The 16932-nt window shown below is 31.8% G+C and carries 11 protein-coding genes; 2 read left to right on the top strand and 9 right to left on the bottom strand.

Features of this window, described 5'->3' with window-relative positions; translation table 11 throughout:
• Positions 1–120: 120 nt before the first annotated feature.
• From recO to UEQ13_RS13540, 8 genes are all read right to left on the bottom strand, one after another.
• Entirely contained in the window at positions 121–846 is a 726-nt protein-coding gene (recO, locus tag UEQ13_RS13575) for a DNA repair protein RecO (protein WP_329806872.1), read from the bottom strand.
• Positions 846–3107: a type IX secretion system anionic LPS delivery protein PorZ gene (gene porZ / locus UEQ13_RS13570; protein ID WP_329806871.1), complete on the bottom strand. Its 2262-nt coding sequence runs from the start codon at positions 3105–3107 to the stop codon at positions 846–848. Before porZ ends, recO begins: the two co-directional genes overlap by 1 nt.
• Positions 3108–3170: 63 nt before the next feature.
• Entirely contained in the window at positions 3171–4901 is a 1731-nt protein-coding gene (locus tag UEQ13_RS13565; RefSeq protein ID WP_329806870.1) for a BatD family protein, read from the bottom strand.
• A gap of 1 nt (position 4902) precedes the next feature.
• Positions 4903–6615: a VWA domain-containing protein gene (locus UEQ13_RS13560; RefSeq protein ID WP_329806869.1), complete on the bottom strand. Its 1713-nt coding sequence runs from the start codon at positions 6613–6615 to the stop codon at positions 4903–4905.
• Positions 6615–7601: a vWA domain-containing protein gene (locus tag UEQ13_RS13555; protein WP_329806868.1), complete on the bottom strand. Its 987-nt coding sequence runs from the start codon at positions 7599–7601 to the stop codon at positions 6615–6617. Before UEQ13_RS13555 ends, UEQ13_RS13560 begins: the two co-directional genes overlap by 1 nt.
• 7 nt (positions 7602–7608) lie before the next feature.
• Positions 7609–9279 carry a BatD family protein gene (locus tag UEQ13_RS13550; RefSeq protein ID WP_329806867.1) on the bottom strand — a complete coding sequence of 557 codons (1671 nt, stop codon included), beginning with the start codon at positions 9277–9279 and terminating at the stop codon, positions 7609–7611.
• Positions 9279–10145 (bottom strand): DUF58 domain-containing protein, encoded by an 867-nt coding sequence (locus UEQ13_RS13545; protein ID WP_329806866.1) that lies wholly within the window; start codon positions 10143–10145, stop codon positions 9279–9281. Before UEQ13_RS13545 ends, UEQ13_RS13550 begins: the two co-directional genes overlap by 1 nt.
• A 78-nt stretch (positions 10146–10223) precedes the next feature.
• Positions 10224–11228, bottom strand: a complete 1005-nt coding sequence (locus UEQ13_RS13540; RefSeq protein ID WP_091311011.1) for an AAA family ATPase — start codon at positions 11226–11228, stop codon at positions 10224–10226.
• A gap of 169 nt (positions 11229–11397) precedes the next feature.
• Here UEQ13_RS13540 and UEQ13_RS13535 point away from each other — a divergent pair, with 169 nt between their 5' ends.
• A complete protein-coding gene (locus tag UEQ13_RS13535; RefSeq protein ID WP_329806865.1) occupies positions 11398–12528 on the top strand; it encodes an ATP-binding protein in 1131 nt (376 codons plus the stop codon).
• Positions 12529–12642: 114 nt separating this feature from the next.
• On the opposite strand, the gene UEQ13_RS13530 is transcribed toward UEQ13_RS13535, so the two are convergent.
• Complete coding sequence (locus UEQ13_RS13530; RefSeq protein ID WP_329806864.1) at positions 12643–13320, bottom strand: SCO family protein; 678 nt, start codon at positions 13318–13320, stop codon at positions 12643–12645.
• 109 nt (positions 13321–13429) lie between these two features.
• On the opposite strand from UEQ13_RS13530, the gene UEQ13_RS13525 reads away from it, so the two are divergent.
• Positions 13430–16834, top strand: coding sequence for a T9SS type A sorting domain-containing protein (locus UEQ13_RS13525; RefSeq protein ID WP_329806863.1), 3405 nt, complete (start codon positions 13430–13432; stop codon positions 16832–16834).
• Positions 16835–16932: the final 98 nt, after the last annotated feature.

Here is a 16932-nt window from a genome sequence, read left to right as displayed (position 1 = left end):
GCTTGTTTACCATAATTTTGTTTGTTAAAATTTATTAAAATTACAAATTAAATGTTAATATAAAATTTATTTTTAACTTTTTGTAATATTTAATTTGCAAAAATCTTAAAAAACTACTGTTTATATAGCAATGTTACTAAAAACCTCTTTTAAAACTTCTAACGATTTTGGTTTTCTGAAGCCATCTAAATGAATAGCATAATAATCTAAAAGAATGTTTAACAACGTTTGACGTTCTACACCATTAAAAATTTTATGGTTGTTGTCAAACTTTAAAAGTAATGCTTTTTTTAGTAAATTGGTTTCGTGTTCGTTTAAACAACTTGTGCCTTGTAATGGAGAAAAAACACCGTCAATCATTTCAAAATAAGAAGCATCTGACTCTTGAAGTTGAGGATAGAAGCCTAAAAACTTCGTGAGTTGCAATAGAAAAATGAGGTGAAAATTGGAAATGGTATCATGTGTGTCTAACCACATTAAAGAAGTTTCTATGAATGCGAACAGATCTTCGTTTTTTTCTTCTTCAAAAATACTGTTGTGTAACACTTCCGACAAGAAAAGAACCATCGAACTTTTTACAATATCTGTATTTATATTTTGATAAGTATAGGCAAGTTTAACTTCTTTAAAATGCTCTAAGGTGCCTTTGTTTTTATGATTGGCTTCTATTTCTAGAATATTCAGCGGTTGAAAATAAGCAATCTTTTGATTCGATTTTTTAGAAGAAAAGGCGCTTGGAATAAAATATGATTTTAACCCATCTGATAAAGTAAAGCATTTTACAATTAAACTTTTTTCTTGATACTTAATTGCGCTTAAAACAATCGCTTGGGTTTTAATTTGCATTATCTAACCACCATTATTTTTTTCACAGTTGTTTCTGCAGCATCATTTGATGTGACAAAAACCATATATACACCAGAAGCTACTTTATACTTTCCAAAAGCGGTAGTGTCCCATTCTACAGTTCCGCCAGAAGAAGTGGTTTCAAAAACTAAATTCCCTTCAATATCGGTAATTTTAAGATTTACTTTATCCATCAATCCTGAAATTTTTACTGTTCCTGTATAACCTGGTCGAACTGGATTTGGATAAGCATAAACGTTTTCTAAATTATCATCTCCTTTAGTTGAAGAACCTAAAAAGGAAACTAAACCTTTATCTGTAGCGAAAAATACTTCGCCTGAAACCTCATCAATTTCAATGTCTAATACATTATTGCTTGGTAATGGGGAATTTTCTTTCGTAAATCTTCTTAAAGTTGTTTGTCCATTTGGACTCACTTGAAAAACACCAGCATCAGCAATTGAAACCCATTTATTATTAGAACCATCTACTTTTATATCTTGTATTACTTGTTGATAAAACAATTCTTGAGCTAAATCACCTTCTTGAATAACAATATTTGTAGTTGTAAGTTCGTTTTCTGAAATAAATCTATCTACACTATTTAATATTCTTAATCCTTTAAAAGTACCTATCCATAATTGGTTTTTGTTATCAACGGCTACACAACGCACATCATTATTAGGCAAATTTCCGTTTTCTTCATTTATTACAATAAACTTATTGTTGTATTTTTCATTAAACGCAATTACACCTCTTCCATAAGATGCTACCCATTTAGTGTTGTTTTTATCAACATCTATGTTACCATAATGAATAAATTCTGGACTTTGTACAACCGTACTTAAATCAAAAGATTGCCAAGTATTGTTATTTTTTAACACCCTAAGTCCTCTATTAACTAATGCATTGGTAATCCATAAATTCCCATCTTTATCGTATTTCATTCCGTTTATTCGAACAGAAATAAAACCAGGAATCCAACCAACTGATTCTAAAAAATTAGTTTGATTGAACAAAAAAGCATTTGTTTTATTAGTAAATTTCAACATACCGCTATGACCTGAAGCCACAAAAACTTCAGATAAATTTCTAGGGTTTTCAGCAATAGCAGCCAAAGAAACCGCACCTTGAACTTCGGAAGTTGGAATTTTATTCCAACCATTGTTTTTATTAAAGATACTAATACCTTGTAATTTATAATCTGGTGTATAAGTTCTGTCGTATTTTCCGTGTGTTAACCATAAATCATTTGTTGTTTTTGTTACTTTAAAAGCCAAATCTTCAATTGGTCCGTTTGGAGAAATATTAGTAAAAACAATTGGATTAACAACTGAAGTTTCGAATAAACCGTTTTTAGAAGTTCCAATAAATAATTTATCATTTTTAGTTATAGCACATGTAAACAAATCAGAAAAATTAGGAATTTGAAACACATTACTTACTAAAGAAAAACTCTGATTGTACACTGAAATTTGAAATAAATTACTAATTGTTAAGTAAGTATTATCCGTTCTTAATTTTAATCCATTACCAATCTGTTGAGAAAATTGTTGCGGTAAATTTCCCAAAAACCTATAGCTATAACCATCAGTATTCATGGCAACTAATTGATTATTAAAGGTTAAAATACTTAACCAATTTCCAGCATTAAAAACAGACCATTGTGAAAAATCATAAAGAAACGGATTGTTTAACGTTGCTTTTTTTATTCCTTGAGTTCTAGTTACAGCAAAAATTTCACCGTTATGAACAGTAGTTTGTAAAACATCAATAAATTCTCCAGCACTTCCAATATAAAAGTTGCTTTCAATTTCGAAATTAGACAGTTTAATAACACTAATACCGTACTGGGTGGAAACATAAACTTTTCCGTTAAATTCATAGAAATCATTGATTTTTTTTCTATTTGCTGGAACAGGTACATCTGTAATAACATCCACTTTGTTTAACGTACTTCCATCGGGTTTGATCAAAATAATTAAACCGTTTTTATTTCCAACTAAAGTATGATTGTTTGATGTTTGAAAAACGGCTGTAATTTCATCTGGTTTTACATCATTTACAGAAGTAAAGGTGGTTAAAATATTAGACGTAACATCTTTATTAAAAACAGAATTTTTAGTACTAGAATATACTTTACTAGGTGAAATACATAAATCTGTGATTTCATTATACGAGAAATAGCCTTTCCATAATTTCTGTTGTGAAAAAGAAAATAGCGTGAAGCATAAAAACAAATAGGAAAGTATTTTTCTCATAAATATGAAATCATTTTGAACTACAAATATACAATAAACGTAAATATCTGAATTTTATTGAGTTTACGCACCAATAACTTTTACTAAATGCTGTAATTTTTCAAAATCTAATTGCATGTTGGCATCAGAAGTTGGCATGTATCTGGCTTTTTCGCAGTTTTGCAATAATCCTATGAAATCAATCGTGTTTTCTTGAGAAACGTTATGTTCTTGAAATTTTTGAATGATGTTTTCTTTGTTGAAATCAGCTTTTTCTAATGAAAATTTATGTTCTAAAAATTCCGCAATTTTCCCTTCCATTTTCTGATAAAACAATTCTTTACTGTTTATAAAATCCTGAATTTCGTTCACAGAAAACTCTTTTTTTATTGGCTTTTCTACACTTACAACTTCTTCTTCAAGCGGTTTTTTATTTCTTTTTAAAGTAAAAAACAACAACGCTAATCCGGTAACTGAAACCGCTCCGATGAAATGCACAAACGTAAATTCGAAACCCGACTTTGATTCTTCTTTTTGCTCTTTTACTTCAGATTTTGTTTTTGAAACGGAAGTCACATTGGCTTGATTTTCGCCTTGTAAAACATTCAAATCAATCGCATCAGAAGAAATCGTTTTATACGCTTTAGATTGCACATCGAAGAAAGAAAACTGTTGAGGTTTGAGCTTAAAACTACCTTTTTCTTGAGGAATTACAGTATAACTATCCATAATTTTTCCAGAAATTCCTTTCATGTTTTCACTAATAAATTCTTGGTGTTTTGGTTCGAAAATTTCAAAATTAGAAGGTAAACTAGGTTTTGGAATTTCGAATAATTTTAAATTTCCAGTTCCGGAAACAATCAAATCTAATTGCAAGGATTCACCTGATTTTAATTCGCTTTTTTGAACGTTAACATCAAATTCAAATTTACCTACAGCTCCGGTAAAATTCTCAGGTTTTCCTTTTTCAGGTAACGGATTTACTTGAATGTATTTGATATTGGAAACAACTTCTCTTCTGGCCATATTATATTCTGGTTCACCAAAAAAATCGAAATCTCCAGTTGGATAATTGATGTTTAAATCTAAAGTAATAGGAGTAATTTCAAGTTTACCTGTTTTTTGTGGATACAGAATTGCTTTTTTGAAAACCTTAGATTTATACACACGATTATTCACCACAGAACGTTCCCAGCCACCTTGAATGTCTTCGGTTTGACTCCAAAAGTTATTGAATTTTGTCGCAATTTTTTTATTCAGTTCCACATCTAAATTTGGCGCTAAATAAATGCGATAATACACTTCAACAGGTTCGTTTACAAATGCAGAAGTTTTGTTCACTTCAACATCTACAAACAGTAAATTATTCGCGCCAGTAATTGTTTTATTATTAGAATTTGGTTTTGGAGAAGCTGGTGGATTTTGTCTAGGAATAGCATTCGAAGCTTTCTCGTTTGAAACAGAAACCAAAACCGGTTTTGAAGCATACACTTTCCCATCAAACCTAATATTTGCTGGTGAAATAGTGACTTTTCCAGCTTTAGCCGCTTGAATGACATAAGTATAAACCTGCTGAATCGAATACACACCATTGTCATACACTTCGTTAGAGGAAACATACGAACCGCCTTTGTTAAAACCTGCAAAACTTGGCGGCACAAAGTTTCTTCCTTCTTCATTAAAAACATAATTAACCTGAGTCACTTCGCCTAGTTTTAGGTTCGTTTTCTCTATTTTGACTTCTAATTTAACCTGACTTAAGGCCAAAAAAGGAAGCAGAATAATCGTTACTACTATTTTAATTAATGAATTCATTTTACCAATCTTTTTCTGAAACTTTTGTATTCGTCTTTGTTTTATTTGCGTTTATTTTTTCTTGCACTTTCTTTTCATCATTCCCAATCGCTTTTAACACATTGTCCATGCGTTGTTTGTTGGCGCTTGGTTTCTTTTGTTCTTCTTTATTTTTTTCTTTGTCTTTGCCGTCTTTTTTATCCTTGTCGCCGTTTTTATCTTTATTCTCTTTGTCTTTATCCTTGCCTTCTTTGTTGTCTTTGTTCTTATCTTCTTTTTTGTCTTTGTTCTTGTTTTTAGGCTTCGGTTTTGGCGGATTTTTTTCTAACATTTTCTTAGCTAAAGCTAGATTATATCTCGTTTTTTCATCTTTAGAATTTGCTTTTAATGCATTTTTATAGGATTCAACTGCCGATTTATAATTCTTATCTTGCATGTACGCATTTCCTAAATTGTGAAAGGCTTTGTGTTTTTCTGCATCAGTTTTAGCTAATTGGGAAGCATTTTTATAATTTGAAATCGCTTCGCTATATTTTTTGTTTTTGTAAATCGTGTTTCCTAAATTGTATTCCGCTTTTTCTTTTTGTGCTTTTTCCTTAGATTTTACAATTCGCAGTTGCTTTTCTTTTTGCTGCGAATTCATCGTTTTCTCTTGTGCAAAAGTAGTGGCCGAAACAAAAAGAAATACTAAAACCAAGTTAAACTTTTTAGAAGTCAACCATTTTTTAGCGTGGAATCCTTTGAAATCCTGATTCACCATAAAGAAATCTATCAACAACAATAAAAAAGCAATGCCTAAAAACCACTGAAATTGCGATTGTTGTTGCGCTAATTGTTGGGCTTTAAATTCTTGTTGTTCAATGTTAGATAAAGCACTTTTTATGCTTGAAACCGCTTTTGAAATTTGGTTTTCGTACACATAAGTTCCTTTAGATTCGGACGCAATTTTTTGTAACACTTCTTCGTTTAATTTTGTGATTACAACTTGTCCGTTTTGGTCTTTTTTAACTTGTTGAAATCCGAATTCGTCCACATATTCAATATTTCCACCGTTTGTTGTTCCGATTCCGACTGTAATAATTTTTACGTTTTTATCTTTGGTTAATTTCGACACATCAAAATTGGCGTTTTCATGATCTTCACCATCTGAAAACAAAATAATTGCTTTACCAGAAGTAGGATTATCGAAGAAATCTACACTTGTTTGCACCGCGCTTTCAATGGCTGTTCCTTGTGAAGAAATCAAATCCGTATTGACACTTTGCGTGAACATTTTTGCTAATTCGTAATCGGTTGTCATCGGTAAAACCGGATAAGCACTTCCAGCGTAAGCTACAATTCCGATTCTATCACTTCCAATAGAATTAATAATTTGCGTGATAATTTGTTTGGTTTTTTCTAATCGATCTGGTGCAACATCTTTACACAACATACTTTTCGAGACATCGATAGCGAAAACAATTTCCACACCTTTGGCGTTAACCGTTTCGACTTTCGAACCTAATTTCGGATTCACTAAAGCTAAAACAATAAAAAACACAGCCATTAATTGCAGTGTGAATTTTAATCGTTGTTTTTGGTTGGAAGCATTAACAAGTAATTTTTGAATGGCTTTTTCAGTACCAAATTCCGCTTGTTTTTCCGTTTGCCATTTGACATACTTATTTTGTGCTACTAATCCAATTGGAATCAGCAGCAGCAAAATAAAATAATATGGGTTTTCAAATTCAAACATTAAATAAAACTTTTAAAAAGGGTGCGACTTAAAATCATTTCCAAAGCCAATAAAAACAAACCGATTAACAACCAAGGTCGAAATTGTTCATCAAACATCATAAATCGGTTTTCTGTAATTTTAGATTTTTCTAATCTGTCAATTTCATCGTAAATCGCTTCAAGCTTTTTATTATCTGTTGCTCTAAAGTATTTTCCTTTGGTAATTGTTGCAATCTCTTGCATTAGTTTTTCGTCAATTTCTACTTTTTGTGGTTGAAAAACGATATTTCCATTCGCGTCTTTTGCTACTGGAAAATTTGCCATTCCATTCGTTCCTACGCCAACTGTATAGACTTTAATTCCGTACGTTTTAGCAATTTCAGCAGCTGAAATCGGATCTAAACTTCCTAAATTATTCACACCATCGGTTAATAAAATAATAATTTTAGATTTCGTTTTGCTGTCTTTTAATCGGTTAATTGATGTGGCTAAACCGATACCAATTGCAGTTCCGTCTTGCAAAACCATTCCGTTATATTGCACTTCTTTCAGTGAATTTAATAACATTGCTTTATCTGAAGTAACAGGCGTTCTAGTATAACTTTCCCCAGCATAAACTACCAAGCCCATTCTGTCATTCGTTCTTTTTTGAATAAAGTTGTAAGCTACTTCTTTAATAGCTTCTAATCTATTTGGTTTAAAATCTGTGGCTAACATACTTCCCGAAACATCGGTCGCAATTACGATATCAATTCCGCTGGTGTTATCTGTGTAACTCGATTTTTGTGTATTTCTTGGTCGCGCCAAAGCGATAATAATAAAACCTAAAGCCAATAATTTCAATATGTACAAAAACGGTCGCAACTTAATCAAAAGCGATTTTTTTGTTGACAAACCTTCAATTGTGCTCATTTTTAAAGCGACTTCTTGTTGATTTTTGATAAAATAATGCCAATACAATACTACCGGAAGCACCAACAACAACCATAAAAAGTGCGGATGCATAAAACTACTATTCATCATCTTCTTGGTTTATTTGTTCGAGGCTATTGGTAATGCGTTCTATGAAATTTTTAGCAAATTTATCTTTGGCATCGTGTGTAATTCTTATTGTTTGCAAACCGTAACTATCCGAAATAAAAATGGTTAAGAAGCGCATTTGCTTGGTTTCAGAACCTTCGTTAATTTCGTAAGTTCCTTCCAAAAGATCTCCAGAAAGCTCTTTTACATTCTTGAATTTTCTGGCGGTTGTTTTGATGTTTTTTGCTTGCAATTGCATTAAATTTCCTAATTCATCATTAAAAACTGCTTTTAAATCGGGTTTGATAGAATCTTTATAAGCAACGGTTTGTATGGAAACCGACAATTTATCGGAAGCTTTTTGCCAAGAAAATTGCGAAATATTTTTAACGTTTGGATTTTTCGATGTTACCGAATCACTAACTAAAACTTCAGGTGTCTCGATTTGTAAAATGGGCAAACCGTATTCGGAAACCATCCATTCTTTTTTCAAGTAATAATCGGCGTCTTTTCCGTTGATTTTGGCATTGCAATAATTCGTTACATTTTCCCATCCGAAAAAGAAAACTACAGAAACAATCGACACCAAAAACGTGACAATAAATGCCGTTTGTCTGATGTTTTTATATTTGTGTTGCTTTTGTTCTTCTACTAATTTAGCTAAAGCGAAACGTTGTTCTTCGGCAGATGTTGGCAACGTTTTATGAAATACGCTGATGATGTTTTCTGAAACAGATTTGTCTGAATTTTGCTCTTCTTCCGAAACAGAAATCTTCGCAAATTTTACCAAATCGGCTTTGGTGAAAAGTTTTTCTATTTGAGAAATGGTTGTTTCTGAAATTTCAAATTTCTTTTCGGCAACTGCATTTTTCAACTTGAAAATAAATTGTTCCGTTGTACTTTCTAAAGCAGAAAATTCTAAAGTTTTTTCAAAATACGATTTAATAATTTCCGTTAAATTCGAATAATATTCTTTAGAATTCGATTGCTTATTGACTTCCGAAAAACGTAAAAAAGCTTTGTTATAAGGCGAAATGTATAGTTCCGCTTTCTTTTTATTACGATGTTTTAATCTAAGAATAAAATAAAATATCGCACCTAAAACCAAGGCAAATAGCAAACCTAAAAGTACTTCTTTATCTGATAATTCCGGTTTTTGTTTGGTTTTTTCTAAATTTATACTTACATCTTCTTTGATGTCGTGCATTTTTTGTTTCGTCGTATCAACAGCTACATCAATTACTGAAATTTCAATGCTTTCCGAATTAATTTTCTTTTTATTTACGACAACTTCTAACGAGGGAATTTTATATTTTCCCGAATCAAATTGTGTTAGAGTATATTTTTTTATCCATTCAATTTGATTGGCTTTTTTTGTTTTTACTGGCGGGAAAGATTCGACAACTTCTAACTTTCCAATAGAATCTAAATCGGGAAAAACGACCAAATCCTTTTCGTTTACTTTTGTTTTTAAAGACAACAGAATTTGTTCGCCAATTTTGATTTCGGTTTTAGAAACCGTCGTGCCAACTGTTTGAGAGAATCCGACGAAAGAACTGAACAAGAATAAAACAAAAGAAAAGGTTCTCGATACATTTTTTGCTTCGTTTCTCTTCACAAAAAACAATCGAACTGACGATTTTAAAATTACAAACCCACTCATTACGTTCTACTTTTAAAATAGGTTAATAATTTCGTTACGTAACTTTCGTTCGTTTCGGTTTCTACCAAACCGGCAGCACATTTGCTAAACATATTTTGGCAGTTTTCGACTTTCGAAATATAATTTCTTTCGTAAGCCATTCTTGTAGCTTGTGTTTGTGTATCAATCCAAACCAATTCGCCTGTTTCGGCATCTTGCATTTGAATAATTCCCACATTTGGTAAACTTTTTTCACGAGTATCGTAAATTCTAATTCCGGTTACATCGTGTTTTTTGGATGCGATTTGTAACGGTTTTTGGAAATCGGAAGTCATAAAATCGGAAATTACAAACACGATAGCGCGTTTTTTAATCACACTTGATAAAAACTCTAAAGCACCAGAAACATTTGTTTTTTGACTTTTCGGTTGAAATTCAATTAGTTCACGAATGATTCTTAAAACATGTGATTTTCCTTTTTTGGGTGGAATAAACAATTCGATTTCATCGGTAAATAAAATCAAACCAATTTTATCATTGTTTTGTGTGGCTGAAAAGGCTAAAGTTGCGGCAATTTCAGTCACAATATCTTTTTTATTTTGTTCCGATGTTCCGAAATTTTGAGAACCAGAACAATCCACCATTAACATCATGGTAAGTTCTCTTTCTTCTTCAAATATTTTTACGAAAGCATCGTTATTTCTTGCGGAAACATTCCAATCAATCGCTCTAAAATCGTCGCCGTATTGATATTGTCGTACTTCAGAAAATGTCATACCGCGTCCTTTAAACGACGTGTGGTATTGCCCCGAGAAAATATGATTGCTCAATCTTCGGGTTTTGATTTCAATTTTCTTAACTTTCTTAAGTAACTCTTTGGTTTCCATTGTTTAATTTGTTTCAAGTTTCAAGTTATTTTTGTTTCAAGTTATTTTGAACCTGAAACTTTAAACCTAAAACAAAAACTACGGTACTTGAACCTGATTTAAAACTTTGTTGATAATATCTTCTGAAGTAATGTTTTCGGCTTCTGCTTCATAGGTAATTCCAATTCTGTGACGTAAGACATCGTGAACTACGGCGCGAACATCTTCTGGAATCACATAACCTCTTCGTTTGATGAAGGCATAACATTTCGCGGCTAACGCTAAATTGATACTTCCACGAGGTGAAGCTCCAAAACTAATTAACGGTTTTAAACTATCTAAACGGTATTTTTCTGGATAACGCGTGGCGAAAACAATATCTAAAATATATTTTTCGATTTTCTCATCCATGTAAACTTCTTTAACAGTTTCTTGCGCTTTGATAATTTGAGCAATACTCACTACAGGATTTATGGTTTCCGCGCTTCCTTTTAAACTGTTACGAATAATTAGTTGCTCTTCTTCCATTTTCGGATAATCGACGATGGTTTTTAGCATAAATCTGTCGACTTGCGCTTCTGGTAACGGATAGGTTCCCTCCTGCTCGACTGGATTTTGAGTTGCTAAAACTAAAAAGGGATTGTCTAATTTGTATGTCGTTTCACCAATGGTAACTTGTTTTTCTTGCATCGCTTCTAACAACGCTGATTGCACTTTGGCTGGCGCTCTGTTGATCTCATCTGCTAAAACAAAATTGGCGAAAATTGGACCTTTTTTTACGGTGAATTCGTTTTCTTTGAAATTATAAACCATGGTTCCCACAACATCTGCTGGTAACAAATCTGGTGTAAATTGAATTCTATGGAAACTTCCGTGAACGGCTTTTGAAAGTGTGTTAATCACTAACGTTTTGGCTAAACCAGGCATTCCTTCTAACAAAACGTGACCTTGACCTAACAAACCAATCAATAATCGTTCAATCATGGATTTCTGTCCCACAATGACTTTGCTTAATTCGGAAGTCAGTAAATCAATAAAAGCGCTTTCTCTTTCAATTTTTTCATTAATGGCACTTATGTCGATGCTTGTATTATTTTCTTGCATTTGATTTGGTTTAATTTGGGTGTAAATTTTAAAAAAAATACTTTAACAATGCAAGTTGGAATATAAAAATATTTTTTGTTGTTAATTGTCCGTTAAATTATAGGTGAAAGGTGAAATTTTAGTGAATAATTAAGAAAATGTTGTTATTTTTAATGAAAATTAAATCTTTATGATTAATAAACGACTTCTTATTAAAAATTTATTGGCTCATAATAACGAAAACAGTTTTTATGATAAAAAGCGCCAATTGAATCTGCATTCCAAAGAAGGAAAAGGGAAGTTTTTAAAACATATTTGTGCGCTTTCAAATTCCAATCCGTTTAACAATTCGTACATTGTAGTGGGAGTGGAAGATGATGATAATGAGATTGTGGGTGATGATTTTTTTGATGACAGTCGCATTCAGAATTTAGTCAACGCTTATTTAGAAAATCCACCAAAAATAACCTACGACAACATTCCGTTTCCGAATTTACCTAAGGAAAAAGTAGTGGGTTTGGTTACGATAAAACCCAAAAACAAGGTTTCCTATTTTAAGAAAAACATATATACTATTTATACTGGAAATACTTTCATTAGAATTGGAAGTAACACACAACCTACGGAAGAAAAGATTGTTGCTTCAAAATCCAATGTAGAAACCGTAATTAGTATTGAAAACAATTCGAGAAATAGCATTCAACATACGTTAGATGGTGTGTTGGATTTTATTACAGTCAGACATAAAGATTTTAGTAATCAATACCAGGTTTTTAAAGAAAACTTTGTGGTGTGTTGGGCAGGAATTCCTAAACAAAATAGAAACGAAATTTATTATTCTCGAGTAGATATTGAATTGGTAAACGAACAAATAAAGTTGTTTTATTCCAATCAAGATGAAGTAATAATTAGTTACGACAAAGATAGTTTTACAATTACCGAATATGTAAAATTGGGCTTAAATGACAAAACCAGTTATTATCCGTTAGAAAAATTAACCTTTTATTTTTACGATAATGGGTATTATAAAATGGAAACCGAAATGTTGTTTGAACCGCCACAATACAACAAGAAATTACTGCATCATATTTACAATTCTGTTTTAATTACGATTCAGAAATTGCAAAAAAACAAAGAAGTTTCCCAAATGGAAGTCTTGAGAATTCCACATACTTTAATGATTTGTTATTTAAACGATTTTAAAGATGCCAAACACAAATTGATTGAAGCCAAAAGTGTTTTAAAAGCCTATAAAAATCCTTTGGTTTATGTTTATTTTAAAGAAAGTTTACGGATTTTGAGGAAGATGAAGTATAATTGATTAGAGATTTTAATAAATCTAATACATTGAATTGTCACACTGAGCGGAGTCGAAGTGCTGTTTTATAAAAAAGGTCTTCGACTCCACTCAGTGTGACAAATAAGTAAAATACAACTAATCTTTCTCACTCAAAAACTCAATATCTTCCAATAACTGAGTTAGATTTTTTTCGTCTTTTACGTTTTTGTCGATATTTAAACCATTGTAAAAACCTCTAATTCTACCTTTTTGATCGACTAATACAAAATTTTCGGTGTGGACCATGTCGTACATTTCTTCTGGTTTTCCTGTTTTTACCACTAAATATGATTGACGAGCAATTTTATAAATTTCGTTTTGATTTCCGGTAACTAAATTCCATTTTGAATCGATAACGCCCTTTTCTTTCGCGTATTTTTTTAATACCTCAACGGTGTCTTCGTCTGGAAAAACAGAATGAGAAAGCAATTTTACCTTCGGATTGTCTTTAATTTTATCTTGCAACCAAGCCATGTTATTGGTCATTTTTGGACAAATGGTTTGACAAGTTGTAAAAAAGAAATCGGCTACATAAATTTTCCCTTCATACTCTTTATTAGTTATTGTTTTTCCGTTTTGATTCGTGAAGGCAAAAGGTGCAATTTTATGATTGTAACCGATATGTTGTACTAAAGAATCCACTAACTCAGGATTTACATCTCTAGGCATAATTATGGGTAAATTTTTTCTATTGATTAAACTATAAATAGAAAAAAAAATTGCTGCTAATAAACTTATGAAGAAAATTGTAAAAATTTTGTTTTTAAACATCATGAAAAATTTAGTTGCAAAAGTATAAAAACTTGGCGTTACAACTTAGTTTTTTAACAATTCTTAAAAAATAAATTAGTAAGTTTGCGTAACCTAAAAAACTACTAACACAATGAAAAACACCTACTTAACCTTATTATTTCTTTTTTCGGCTGTTGGATTTTCCCAATACAATCCAACTGCACCATGGAAAAATTCAACTTCAAATTCGAAAAACACCAACTTTCAAAATGAAGTTGATGCCTTTAACCAATATTGGAAAACCCATAACAAAAACATTAAAGGAAGCGGTTACAAGCCTTTCAAAAGATGGGAAAGTTTTTACGAAAATCAATTAAACCCTGATGGAACAATTGTTACACCTCAACAACTTTGGGCAGCATGGGAAGAAAAAAACAACATAAAAAAAAATAGAAGTAACCATGCTATGGCATTACCGCCAAGTAACTGGCAACCTGTTGGTCCTTTTTCTCATACGAATACTGGTTCTTGGTCTTCTGGTCAAGGAAGAACTAGTGCAGTAGCCATTGATCCATTAAATACTAACACTATTTATGTTGGTTCTCCAGCAGGTGGAATTTGGAAATCTACTGATTCTGGAACTACATGGATACCTTTATCTGACGATTTACCGCAAATAGGAATTTCTGGAATTGCAATTGATCACCCAAGTGTAGGCAATTTAACTGTTTATATTGCCACTGGAGATAAAGATGGTTCTGACACCTATTCAATTGGAGTATTAAAATCTGTGAATGGCGGACCTTGGATTAGTGCTGGTTTAACTTTTACAGGAACCGGAAATCAGGCTGGAGATTTAATTCTTCACCCAACCAATAATCAAATATTATTATGTGCTACTTCTGCTGGTTTATATAGAACTATAGATGGAGGAACAACATGGAATGTTGAACAAGATGGTGATTTTTCACAAGGCTCAATTCGTTTTAAACCAAATGATCCAACTGTTGTTTATGCAACTGGTTATAATGAGACTGGAACTTCAGGTTTTAAATTTTATAAATCAACAAATACAGGAGATACTTTTTCAAACATAACTTCTGGATTATCAACAGCAGATACAAATGGAAGATTAATTTTAGATGTTACACCTGCTGACAATAATTATGTGTATGTTTTAAGTGTAAATACAGGTTATGCGTTAAACGGTATTTATCGTTCAACTAATAGTGGTACTAATTTTACAAAAACTTCTGGAACAACTGATATTTTAGAATCGACTCAAGGAGGGTACGATTTAGCTTTGGCTGTATCCAACACCAACAAAGATTTGGTTTTTACCGGTTGTTTAAATGTTTGGAAATCTTCAAATGGTGGAACAGCAGTAACAAAAGTTAATAACTGGAGTAGTCCTACAAGTGCAGCATACACACATGCTGATATTCATCATTTACAATATATCAATGGAAAATTATACTGCTTAAGTGATGGTGGAATATATGTAAGTACAAATAACGGAACTAATTTTACAGATCTAACTGCTGGTTTACAAATTAGTCAATTTTACAGGGTATCTGTTTCTAAAACTTCTGCTGGAAAAATGGTTGGAGGTTTGCAAGACAATGGTGGTTATGCATATAGTTCATCTTCATGGAAAAACTACTATGGTGCAGATGGTATGGATGCTGCTGTAAGTCAAGCTAATAGTAATTTGTTCTATGGTTTTATCCAAAATGGATCTTCTATGTATATTTCAAATGATGGTGGAAATACTAACACTGGCGGGGTTGGTTCACCGGGCGGTATTGATGGAAACTGGATAACTCCTTTAAGAGGTGATAGTCAAGGAAATATGTATGCTGGTTTTGATGGACTATATAAATTAATATGTAATTCTTGGGTGCAACAAAACACAAATTCAATAGGTTCCGGAAATTTAGAAATCATTTCTATTGATCCTTCAAATGATAATATCATTTACGTTGCAAACGGAACTTCTTTATACAAAAGCATAGATGCCGGTATAACTTTTGCAGCTGTTTATTCAGGCGCTACAATAACTAGTGTTGCAGTTCACTCTTCAAATAGTAATATTGTTTATATCACAACTAGTGGAAATTTTGGACAAGCCATGATTTCAACAACTGGTGGAACATCTTTTACAAATATAGCTTCTGGATTACCTTCAATTGGTAAAAACTGTATTATACATCAAGGAAGAAATACTAACAATCCTTTGTATGTAGGAACTTCATTAGGCGTTTATTATAAAGATGATTCTATGACAACTTGGCAACCATTTGATACTAATTTACCAAATGTTTCTGTTAGAGATTTAGAAATTAATTTAGAGGATAGTAAAATTATTGCCGCAACTTATGGTCGTGGAATTTGGCAATCAGATATTCCTGTTCAAGTTCCATCAATAGATTTAAAGTTTGAATCTGTTAACAATCTTAGTGGAAATATTAATTGTGGAGCATCAGTTATACCTCAAATAGTAGTTAAAAATAGTGGTACAAATGCTATTTCAAATGTAACCGTAAATTATACTGTTGACAGTACTCCTTATACCTATAATTGGGTAGGAAACATTGCCGTTTCGCAAAACCAAACGATTGATTTACCTTCGGTTACAACAGCTAGTGGTTCACATGATTTAGAGTTTAATGTTACAACAACAGGAGATGCCTTTTCCGACAACAATAAAGGAAAAACAACGTTCTATACAAATAATAGTGGAATTGTTGGCTCTGTAAATAGTTTTACAAATGTTTCTGATGAATTAATTGTATTAGGTGGTGGATGTACTGGAAATTGGACAAGAGGAAACAGAACAAACGACGCATTAGCAACTGCTGGAAACACTGCTTATTTAACCAACTTAAGTGGAAATTATCCTAACGGGACTAAAATTTATTTAGTTTCGCAATGCTATAATTTAAATAACGTTTCAAACCCTCAAATTAGTTTCAAATTAGCGTATTCATTAGAATTAAATTGGGATATTGTTTATGTTCAATATTCAACTGATTTTGGTGCGAATTGGAATTTACTAGGAACTTCTGGTTCTGGATGGTACAATAGCAATAGAACGCCACAAACCTCTGGTTCAGATTGTAATAACTGTCCTGGTGGACAATGGACTGGCGCTAATACTACATTAACAACCTATACTTATCCGCTTTCTGCGCTTAACGCACAATCAAATGTTATTTTTAGAATTGTATTTCATTCTGATGAAGGAACTGTAGATTTGGGTGCTAAAGTGGATGACTTCGTTATTAATGGTGTTTTATCAGCAGATAGTTTCGAAATGAATCAAATTGAGATTTATCCTAATCCATCAAATGGAATTTTTAATTTAAATTTAAAAAACATTGAAGCGAATACTATTGAAGTTTATGATGTTTCAGGAAAATTAATTGAAAAAATGGCTGCTAAATCAATTTCTCAATTGACTCAAATTGATCTAAGTAATGCTTCAAACGGAATTTATTTTGTAAAAATTTCAACTGAAAATAATACTATTACAAAAAGAATAATTAAAAATTAAAACATATAAAATCGTTTTATCTTATGGCATATTTTCTAAATGTCTTATTAAGATAAAACGATTTTTCATTTCAAAAAAACTAAAACTAACAGACAAGT

It is taken from the genome of Flavobacterium facile, from assembly GCF_036321945.1.
In the GTDB taxonomy this organism is placed as follows: Bacteria; Bacteroidota; Bacteroidia; order Flavobacteriales; family Flavobacteriaceae; genus Flavobacterium; species Flavobacterium facile.
The sequence above is the reverse complement of the archived record's forward strand: the minus strand, read 5'-3'. Positions and strand labels throughout refer to the sequence as shown.

Bases quoted from the DNA above. Each gene is read 5' to 3' on its own strand.
- recO (WP_329806872.1), bottom strand. From the start codon at position 846: ATGCAAATTAAAACCCAAGCGATTGTTTTAAGCGCAATTAAGTATCAA.
- porZ (WP_329806871.1), bottom strand. From the start codon at position 3,107: ATGAGAAAAATACTTTCCTATTTGTTTTTATGCTTCACGCTATTTTCT.
- UEQ13_RS13560 (WP_329806869.1), bottom strand. From the start codon at position 6,615: ATGTTTGAATTTGAAAACCCATATTATTTTATTTTGCTGCTGCTGATT.
- UEQ13_RS13535 (WP_329806865.1), top strand. From the start codon at position 11,398: ATGATTAATAAACGACTTCTTATTAAAAATTTATTGGCTCATAATAAC.
- UEQ13_RS13550 (WP_329806867.1), bottom strand. From the start codon at position 9,279: ATGAGTGGGTTTGTAATTTTAAAATCGTCAGTTCGATTGTTTTTTGTG.
- UEQ13_RS13525 (WP_329806863.1), top strand. From the start codon at position 13,430: ATGAAAAACACCTACTTAACCTTATTATTTCTTTTTTCGGCTGTTGGA.
- UEQ13_RS13555 (WP_329806868.1), bottom strand. From the start codon at position 7,601: ATGCATCCGCACTTTTTATGGTTGTTGTTGGTGCTTCCGGTAGTATTG.
- UEQ13_RS13540 (WP_091311011.1), bottom strand. From the start codon at position 11,228: ATGCAAGAAAATAATACAAGCATCGACATAAGTGCCATTAATGAAAAA.
- UEQ13_RS13545 (WP_329806866.1), bottom strand. From the start codon at position 10,145: ATGGAAACCAAAGAGTTACTTAAGAAAGTTAAGAAAATTGAAATCAAA.
- UEQ13_RS13530 (WP_329806864.1), bottom strand. From the start codon at position 13,320: ATGATGTTTAAAAACAAAATTTTTACAATTTTCTTCATAAGTTTATTA.
- UEQ13_RS13565 (WP_329806870.1), bottom strand. From the start codon at position 4,901: ATGAATTCATTAATTAAAATAGTAGTAACGATTATTCTGCTTCCTTTT.